Below are 6,854 nucleotides of genomic sequence, written 5' to 3' on the forward strand. Positions count from 1 at the left end.
GCCCTCGCTGCAGGCGCATGGCATTGCGCAAGCCGACTGGCTGCCGCTGGCCACGCTGCTGATCCGCAAGCTGGGCGGCATGCTGGCCGCCATCGCAGCCGACGGCGCGAGCTTCCCCAACGTGCACTTCTTCGACACCAGCGCCATCGCCATCACCCCCGCGGCGCTGGATTCGGAGGGAACCAGTGGGGACTGGGTGAACGAGATCCACCTCACGCGCGCGGGCTACCGCAAGCTGGCGGTGCCGTGGGCAGCGGCGATCGAGCAGACGATGCGGGCCCGTTGAGCCGCAGTCAGTGTTTGTCGGTACGTGCGAGCGCGAGGAGGTGGTCGACCTCATCCTTGTACCGCACGCAATTGTTCGCGTGCCAGCGTCGGATCACCCACATCGTGCCCGCCACCACCAGGCCGAAGGCGGTGATGGCCGCGAAGGCCGAAAGACCGAAGCGCGTCATGCCGGTGTAGAACGCGCCCAGCGCCAGGATGCAGGCCTGCTCGTTGAAGTTCTGCACGGCGATCGAGCGGCCGGCACCCATCAGGTTGTGGCCGCGGTGCTGCAGCAGCGCGTTCATCGGCACCACCATGTAGCCGCCGATGGCGCCCAGCACCAGCAGGAAGGGCGCCGCCGCCCACACGTTGGTGATGACGTTCATCGCGATCACGAGCAGGCCCATCGCGATGCCCATCGGGATCACCTTGGTGGCCTGGTCCAGCCGCATGCGCATCGACGCGACCACGGCACCCACCGCCGTGCCGATGGCCACCACGCCCACCAGCGCCGAGGCCTGCGTGGTGCCGTAGCCGAGCGCGGCGGCCGCCCAGGCCAGCACGATGTAGCGGAAGTTGCCCGAGACACCCCAGATCAGCGTGGTGGTGGCCAGCGAGATCTGGCCCAGCTTGTCGCCCCACAGGCGGGCGTTGCAGCGCGAGAAGTCGCGCACCAGCGCCGTCACGCCACCCACCAGCGGCTGCAGCGGAGCGTCGGTGCGGGGGATCTTCAGGTTGAAGATCGCAGCCAGCAGGTACAGCAGGATCAACGAGGCGATGGCGGCTTCGGGCGCGGTGTCGATGCCGGTGTCGACCATCGGCATGTCGAACTGCAGCAGCATGTGCGAGACCGCATGGCCCACCAGCTGCCCGCCGAGCAGCACGCCGAGGATGATGGACGCGCTGGTCAGCCCCTCGATCCAGCCGTTGGCCTTGACCAGCTGCGAGGTGGGCAAGAGCTCGGTCAGGATGCCGTACTTGGCCGGCGAGTAGGCCGCCGCGCCCAGGCCCACGATGGCGTACGACAGCAGCGGGTGGGTGCCGAACAGCATCATCAAGCAGCCCACCACCTTGATCAGGTTCGAGAAGAACATGACCTTGCCCTTGGGCACGGCGTCGGCGAAGGCGCCCACCAGCGGCGCGAGGATCACATAGAACAGCGCGAACATCGGCACCAGGGCGGCGCGCTGCCATTCGGGTTGACCCGAGGTCTTGAGCAGTTCAACAGCGGCAACGAACAGCGCGTTATCAGCCAGCGAGCTGAAAAACTGCGCTGACATGATGGTGTAGAAACCTTTTTTCATTCGTTGGCCGGGTGGCGTCGGAGCACGAGAGCCGGGCGGTTATAGCACGCACGGTAGTCACCAGGCCGCTGGCAGAATCGGCGGCATGCCGCGTCCGATCGAAGCGTTGATTCATCCCGATGCCATTGCGCACAACCTGAAGTGCGCCCGCAACCACGCGCCGGACGCGAAAGTGTGGGCCGTGGTCAAGGCCAATGCCTACGGCCATGGCATCGAGCGCGCATACCCCGGGCTGCAGTCGGCCGATGGCTTTGCGCTGCTCGACCTGGCCGAGGCCGAGCGCGTGCGTGCGCTGGGCTGGCGCGGCCCCATCCTTTTGCTCGAAGGCTGCTTCGAGGCGCGCGACCTGGAGCTGTGTTCGCGCCTGAACCTCTGGCATGCGGTGCACCACGAGGCGCAGATCGACTGGCTGGCCACGCACAAGACGACCTGGCCGCACCACGTGTACCTGAAGATGAACAGCGGCATGAACCGGCTGGGCTTCCCGCCCGCCGCCTTCCGCTCGGCGTGGCAACGCCTGTCGGGCCTGACGCAGGTGGACCAGATCACGCTGATGACGCACCTGTCCGACGCTGACGGCGACCCCAAGACCTCGCGCGGCATCGCCCACCAGATCGAAGCCTTCAACGCGGTCACGCACGACCTGGTCGGCGAACGTTCCATCAGCAACAGCGCGGCCACGCTGCGCTATGCGCCCACCCAGCCCGAGGTGCGCGGCGACTGGGTGCGTCCGGGGATCATGCTGTACGGCTCCTCGCCCGACTTCCCGCTGCACACCATCGCCCAATGGGACCTGCGCCCGACCATGACGCTGCGCTCGCGCCTGATCGGCACGCAGCTGCTGCAGGTGGGCGACACGGTGGGCTACGGCAGCAGCTTCACTGCCGACCGCGCCATGCGCATCGGCATCGTGGCCTGCGGTTATGCCGATGGCTACCCGCGCTCGGCCACCACCGGCACGCCGGTGCTGGTGAACGGTGTGCGCACGCAGATGGTGGGCCGCGTCTCGATGGACATGATCACCGTCGACCTCTCGATGGTGCCCTACGCAGTGCCGGGCACCGAGGTCACGCTGTGGGGCCGCGGCCCGCACGACACCGCGCTGCCCATCGACGAGGTGGCGCGCGCCGCCGGCACCGTGGGCTACGAACTGATGTGCGCGCTCGCGCCCCGGGTGCCCGTCCACGTGCAATGAGCAGCCACCGGGTCGAGCCGGGCGAGGTGGAGTTCAGCGCCATCCGCGCGCAAGGCGCGGGTGGGCAGAACGTCAACAAGGTGTCGAGCGCGGTGCATCTGCGCTTCGACATTCGCGCGTCATCTCTGCCCGAGGCGGTAAAGGAACGCTTGCTGAAGGTGTCCGACCAGCGCATCACCGACGAAGGCGTGGTGGTGATCAAGGCGCAGACCTCGCGCAGCCAGGACATGAACCGCCAGGAGGCGCTGCAGCGCCTGCAGGAGCTGGTGGACAGCGTGGCCACGCCACCCAAGCCACGCAAGGCGACGCGGCCGAGCTACGGCGCCAAGCAGCGCCGCCTCGCCGGCAAGAGCCAGCGCTCAGAGATCAAGGCCGGGCGCACCAAGGTGCGTGACGGCTAGTGTCCAGTCCCCGCCGCGCCCCCTGGCGCGCCCCGCCCTGATCGGTCAGTGTTCGTGTCAGCTGCCGAGCTGTTCGCCCAGCAGGTTCAAGCTCTTCAAGTCCCCCGCCGGCAGCTTGCCGGCGTGCAGCAGGATGGCACGGTGGATGCCGCGCAGGCGCCGCCGCAGCTCCTGCTCCACGGCCTCGACCTCGGCGGCGTCTTGCGCCGCCTCGTGGCCGTTGATCCACAAGCCGCTCGCGTTCCAGCCTGTGCGCAGGCGCGCAAGCAGCTGCTGTGCGAGCGTGAGCGCGTCCATCAGCGCCTGCGACTGCGCGACCGAAGCCAGGGCCACGATGCCCACATGCGCCGTGTGCAAGGAGGCGTCGAGCAGGGCCAGGCGCTTGGGGATCTGGTCGGCCGTCATCGTCGGCTGCAAGGGCGGCTGCAGCCGGCTGGCCGCCGACACCGCACCCACGCAGCGCAGGTCGAACTCGCCGGGTACCACGCGCAAGGCCACGCTGGCCCGCGCGAGCGTCGCGCCCTGGCTGCGCAGCGAGCCCAGCACGGCTTCGGTGACGGCGAGCTGCCTGCCCTGCGCCGAGATCTGCTCGCGCTGCAGGCAGTGCGGGTAGCCCGAGCCATCGAGCCGCTCGTGGTGCTCGCCGATGGCGCGCGCCACCGCCGCCGGGTAGTCGGTGAGCTGCTGCAGCAGCAGCTGGCCCACGTGCGGGTGCACCACCAGGTGCTTGTAGCTCTGGAAGTCGAGCGTGCGCTCGGCATCGGCCTCGCCGTGTTCGGGGGCGATGTAGATCTCGCCCAGGTCGTGCAGCAGGCCGCACAGCATGGCCTGGCGCAGCTCGGGCGCAGCGGCGCCGTGGGCAATGGCCAGCACGCCGTTCAAGGCCATGGCCTGCACGGCGTGATCGAAACTCTCGGGCCGCGCGGCGCGGCCCACGGTGAGCAGCAGCTGCACCACCGAATGCAGCGGCAGCTGGGTGGCTTCGCGCAGCAGCCGGGCGCCATGCGGGCGCAGCAGCAGCGACAGCGTGCCATCGCGCTCCAGCAACGCGGCGAGCGATTCGACCAGGGTGTGCGCCGTCACGCCGTGCTCGGCCTGCAGGCAGGTTTCGAGCGGCTGGCGCAGCTGGCGGTCGAGCAGCTTGCGCTGCAGCGCTTGCGAGACCGGCTGGTCACGCGCCCACAGCTTGGTGCCGGAGATGTCGAAGATGTCGCGCGACGCGAGGATGGCCTGCGTCTCGCTGGCCTGCAGGATGACCGCCAACACGTGCGGGTTGGCGGTGCTGAAGTTCTGGGGCAGGGTAGACCGGTTCATGAGGGTGCCTCCAACAGGCCGTGACGACCTGTTTTCGGCAACCGCGCCCCGCGCTCAAGGGCGGGGTTGTGACAACACGTAGCTCAGCGCGTGCTCACACCCGTTTGAAGAGGGCGAGCAAGCCACCGGCCGCCACGAACAAGCCACCGAAGGCACGGTTCATGACCCGAATCTGGCGCGCCGACTTCAACAGCCGCAGCACCTTGGAGGCGAGCGCGGTGTAGCCCGCCATCACCACCAGGTCGGTGAAGCCCAGCGTGGCGCCGATCACCGCGTACTGCGGCGCAAGCGCTTGCGCCAGGTCGAGGAACTGCGGCACCACGGCGAGCAGGAACACGGTGCCCTTGGGGTTGACGGCATTCACCATCCAACCACGCAGCACCAGGCTGCGCCGCGGCATGCTCGCGGCCTCGCCGGTCGCCGCCACCATGGGCTCGGCCGGGGCACGCCATTGCTTGATGCCCAGCCACACGAGGTAGGCCACGCCCAGCCACTTGACGATGGCAAAGCCCAGGCTTGAGGTGGCGATCAGCGCCCCCAGGCCCAGGCCGACCACCAGCACCTGGGTCCAGATGCCCAGCACCAGACCGAAGGTGAGGTAGTAGCCGCGCGCAAAGCCGTGGTTGAGGCCCGAGCTCATGGCCGCCACGGCACCGGCGCCGGGCGAGATGCTGATGGCCCAGGAGGCGGCAAAGAAGGCGAGCCAGGTGGTGAGTTCCATGATGTCTTGAGGTCAGAGGTGGGAGGCCACGATCTCGCCCAGGCGGCGGATGTGGGCGTCGAGCTTGGCGGACCAGGGGTCGCCGTAATGCACGCGGATGAAGTGGTCGAAGCGCGTGCTGCTGCTGAAGGTCGCGCCCGGCGCGCAGCCGATGTGCTCGCGCCGCGCCTGCTCGAAGACCTTGCGCGAGTCGACCTGCGGCGGCAGCTCGATCCACAGCATGAAGCCGCCTTGCGGGCGGCTGAGCTTGCAGCCGGCCGGAAAGTGGCGCGTGACCGCATCGGCCATCTGCTGCGCCTGCAGCTTGAGCGCCGCGCGCAGCTTGCGCATGTGGTGGTCGTAGCCGCCGTCGCGGATGAACTCGGCCAGCACCTCCTGCGGCAGCATGGCGCCGGTGATGGAGGTGTGGAACTTGTGCGACTGCGCGGTCTTGAAGTGCTTGCCTGGCGCCATCCAGCCCACGCGGTAGCCGGGTGCCACGGTCTTGGTGAAGGCCGAGCAGAGGATCACCTCGTCGCGGGTGTCGAAGCTCTTGAGCACCGGCGGACGTTCGTCGCTGAAGTAGGTCTCGCCGTAGATGTCGGTCTCGATCAGCGTGAAGCCGCGCTCGGCCGCCAGCGCCACCAGCCGGCGCTTGTTCTCGACGGGCATCAGACTGCCCAGCGGGTTGTGGAAGTTGGGGATGACCATGCAGGCCTGGATCGCGCCGGGCTTCTGCGTGGCCAGGTCCAGCGCCTCGATGGAGAGGCCCTCGCGCGGGTGCGTGGGGATCTCGATCGACTTCATGCCCAGCGTGCGGATGATCTCCAGCAGCATCCAGTAGGTGGGTGACTCCACCGCCACCGTGTCGCCGGCCTGCGCGGCAGAGCGCAGGGCCAGCAGCACGGCCTCGGTGCCGCCGTTGGTGACGACGATCTCTTCCGGCCGCAGGCGCACGCCGGCGCTCACGCTGCGGCGCGCGATCTCCTGGCGCAGCGCCGCGCTGCCGGTGATCTGGTAGCGGCTGGCGAAGTCGGGCCGCTGGCGGTTGAGGCGCGCCGTGAGGTGGCGCAGCTTGGCCTCGGGCAGCAGCTCGCGCGCGGGCAACGGGCAGAACGAAGGCGCGGCCAGCGGGTCGTCGTTGCCATAGAGGAACTCGCGCGTCAGATCGTCGGCCGTCACGAAGCCGGCGCGGCCCATGCGAGTGTCTATCTGCGGTTCGGGCAGCGGCTCGTGGCGGCGGGCGACGAAGTAGCCCGACTTGGGCCGCGCCTCGACCAGCGCCTGGTTCTCCAGCCAGCGGTAGGCCAGCGTGACGGTGGAGGCGCTCACGCTGTGCTGCTGGCACAGCTGGCGCACCGAGGGCAGGCGGTCGCCCGTGCGCAGGCTGCCGGCCTGGATGGCCTGGGCCAGCTCGTCGGCCACGCGGGTGTACAGCGGCAGGTCGCCAGGCGCATTCATGCGATCCATTGTGGGACGCGTTGGCAGCATGTGACAGATACAGAGCTCGTCAGTTGTCACCAATACAGATGCCGAACGTGACATCTGTGCCGGTTCAGTTTGTCCTGTGCTGGCTATGGCGGCCTGGGGGCCACCCGGGAACACTGAACGTCCAGAAACTGACCGCCCCGGAGGCCGCCATGGTTCGCTTCACACCCCCCGTCACCCTCAAG

At 68.9% G+C, this 6,854-nt stretch carries 6 protein-coding genes and 1 pseudogene; 3 read left to right on the plus strand and 4 right to left on the minus strand.

Annotated elements, in window-relative coordinates; genetic code table 11:
* A pseudogene (locus VFL64_RS10300) lies at positions 1-286 on the plus strand (hypothetical protein); the annotation flags it as partial.
* A 7-nt stretch (positions 287-293) separates the two neighbouring features.
* Here the strand turns inward: VFL64_RS10300 and lplT are convergent.
* Complete coding sequence (gene lplT / locus VFL64_RS10305; RefSeq protein ID WP_489540286.1) at positions 294-1,571, minus strand: lysophospholipid transporter LplT; 1,278 nt, start codon at positions 1,569-1,571, stop codon at positions 294-296.
* A gap of 85 nt (positions 1,572-1,656) precedes the next feature.
* On the opposite strand from lplT, the gene alr reads away from it, so the two are divergent.
* Complete coding sequence (gene alr / locus VFL64_RS10310) at positions 1,657-2,766, plus strand: alanine racemase (RefSeq protein WP_489540287.1); 1,110 nt, start codon at positions 1,657-1,659, stop codon at positions 2,764-2,766.
* On the plus strand, positions 2,763-3,167 hold the full coding sequence (gene arfB / locus VFL64_RS10315) for an alternative ribosome rescue aminoacyl-tRNA hydrolase ArfB (RefSeq protein ID WP_489540288.1): 405 nt from the start codon (positions 2,763-2,765) through the stop codon (positions 3,165-3,167). The genes alr and arfB overlap by 4 nt, the downstream gene beginning before the upstream one ends.
* A gap of 57 nt (positions 3,168-3,224) precedes the next feature.
* Here arfB and VFL64_RS10320 read toward each other — a convergent pair whose 3' ends face one another.
* The 3 genes from VFL64_RS10320 to VFL64_RS10330 form a co-directional block, all read right to left on the minus strand.
* A complete protein-coding gene (locus VFL64_RS10320) occupies positions 3,225-4,481 on the minus strand; it encodes an HD-GYP domain-containing protein (RefSeq protein WP_489540289.1) in 1,257 nt (418 codons plus the stop codon).
* Positions 4,482-4,575: 94 nt separating this feature from the next.
* Positions 4,576-5,202 (minus strand): LysE family transporter, encoded by a 627-nt coding sequence (locus VFL64_RS10325; RefSeq protein WP_489540290.1) that lies wholly within the window; start codon positions 5,200-5,202, stop codon positions 4,576-4,578.
* A gap of 12 nt (positions 5,203-5,214) precedes the next feature.
* Positions 5,215-6,642: an aminotransferase-like domain-containing protein gene (locus VFL64_RS10330; protein WP_489540291.1), complete on the minus strand. Its 1,428-nt coding sequence runs from the start codon at positions 6,640-6,642 to the stop codon at positions 5,215-5,217.
* Between the last annotated feature and the right edge of the window lie 212 nt (positions 6,643-6,854).

Origin of the sequence: Rhizobacter sp., assembly GCF_035702065.1 — a bacterium.
GTDB lineage: Bacteria > Pseudomonadota > Gammaproteobacteria > Burkholderiales > Burkholderiaceae_C > Rhizobacter.